This is a genomic window from Streptomyces longisporoflavus, assembly GCF_014649775.1.
In the GTDB taxonomy this organism is placed as follows: Bacteria; Actinomycetota; Actinomycetes; order Streptomycetales; family Streptomycetaceae; genus Streptomyces; species Streptomyces longisporoflavus.
Map to the genome: position 1 here is coordinate 1 of NZ_BMTR01000108.1, position 1,432 is coordinate 1,432.

General features: G+C 66.9%; 1 protein-coding gene. It reads left to right on the top strand.

Going from position 1 to position 1,432, the window contains the following annotated elements:
* On the top strand, positions 1-1,432 hold a 1,432-nt coding region (locus tag IE226_RS43595), incomplete at both ends, for a 2-oxoacid:acceptor oxidoreductase subunit alpha (protein WP_190087086.1).

A 1,432-nucleotide genomic window follows, 5' to 3' on the forward strand; every position in this document is an offset into this window, starting at 1 on the left:
GTCCGCCGTCTGGATCGGGTGATCATTCGCTTTGCGGGTGACTCGGGTGACGGTATGCAGCTGACGGGGGACCGGTTCACTTCGGAGACGGCGTCGTTCGGGAATGACCTTTCGACGTTGCCGAATTTCCCGGCGGAGATCCGGGCGCCTGCCGGGACGCTGCCGGGGGTGTCGTCCTTTCAGCTGCATTTCGCCGATCACGACATCCTGACGCCGGGGGATGCGCCGAACGTGTTGGTGGCGATGAATCCGGCGGCGTTGAAGGCGAACATCGCCGATGTGCCGCGTGGTGCGGAGATCATCGTGAATACGGATGAGTTCTCCAAGCGGGCGATGGCGAAGGTGGGTTATGAGGCCTCGCCGCTGGAGGACGGTTCGCTGGACGGCTACAGCGTGCATCCGGTGCCGTTGACGACGCTGACGGTGGAGGCGTTGCGGGAGTTCGATCTGTCGCGCAAGGATGCGGGCCGGTCGAAGAACATGTTCGCGCTCGGGTTGTTGTCGTGGATGTATCACCGGCCGACCGAGGGCACGGAGAAGTTCCTGCGGGCGAAGTTCGCGAAGAAGCCGGATATCGCGGCGGCGAACATCGCGGCGTTCCGGGCGGGCTGGAATTTCGGGGAGACGACGGAGGATTTCGCGGTCTCCTACGAGGTGGCGCCGGCCTCTGCGGCGTTCCCCACGGGCACGTACCGCAATATCTCGGGGAATCTGGCCCTGTCGTACGGGTTGATCGCGGCGGGCCGGCAGGCGGATCTGCCGCTGTATCTGGGTTCGTATCCGATCACTCCGGCCTCCGACATCCTGCACGAATTGTCGCGGCACAAGAATTTCGGGGTGCGGACCTTCCAGGCGGAGGACGAGATCGCGGGGATCGGGGCGGCGCTGGGCGCCGCGTTCGGCGGCTCCCTTGCGGTGACCACGACGTCGGGGCCGGGGGTGGCTTTGAAGTCGGAGACGATCGGGCTCGCGGTGTCCCTGGAGTTGCCGCTGCTGATCGTGGACATCCAGCGGGGCGGGCCGTCGACGGGGTTGCCGACCAAGACCGAGCAGGCCGACCTCCTTCAGGCGATGTACGGGCGCAATGGTGAGGCGCCGGTGCCGATCGTGGCGCCGAAGACGCCGGCGGACTGCTTCGACGCCGCTTTGGAGGCGGCCCGGATCGCGGTCACCTACCGCACCCCGGTGTTCCTGCTGTCGGACGGTTATCTGGCCAACGGTTCGGAGCCGTGGCGGATCCCGGACACCGAGGAACTGCCCGATCTGCGGGTGCAGTTCGCCTCGGGCACCAATCACACCGAGGCGGACGGCACCGAGGTCTTCTGGCCCTACAAGCGCGATCCGCAGACGCTGGCCCGACCGTGGGCGATCCCGGGCACGCCGGGCCTTGAGCACCGTATCGGCGGGATCGAGAAGCAGGACGGCACCGGCA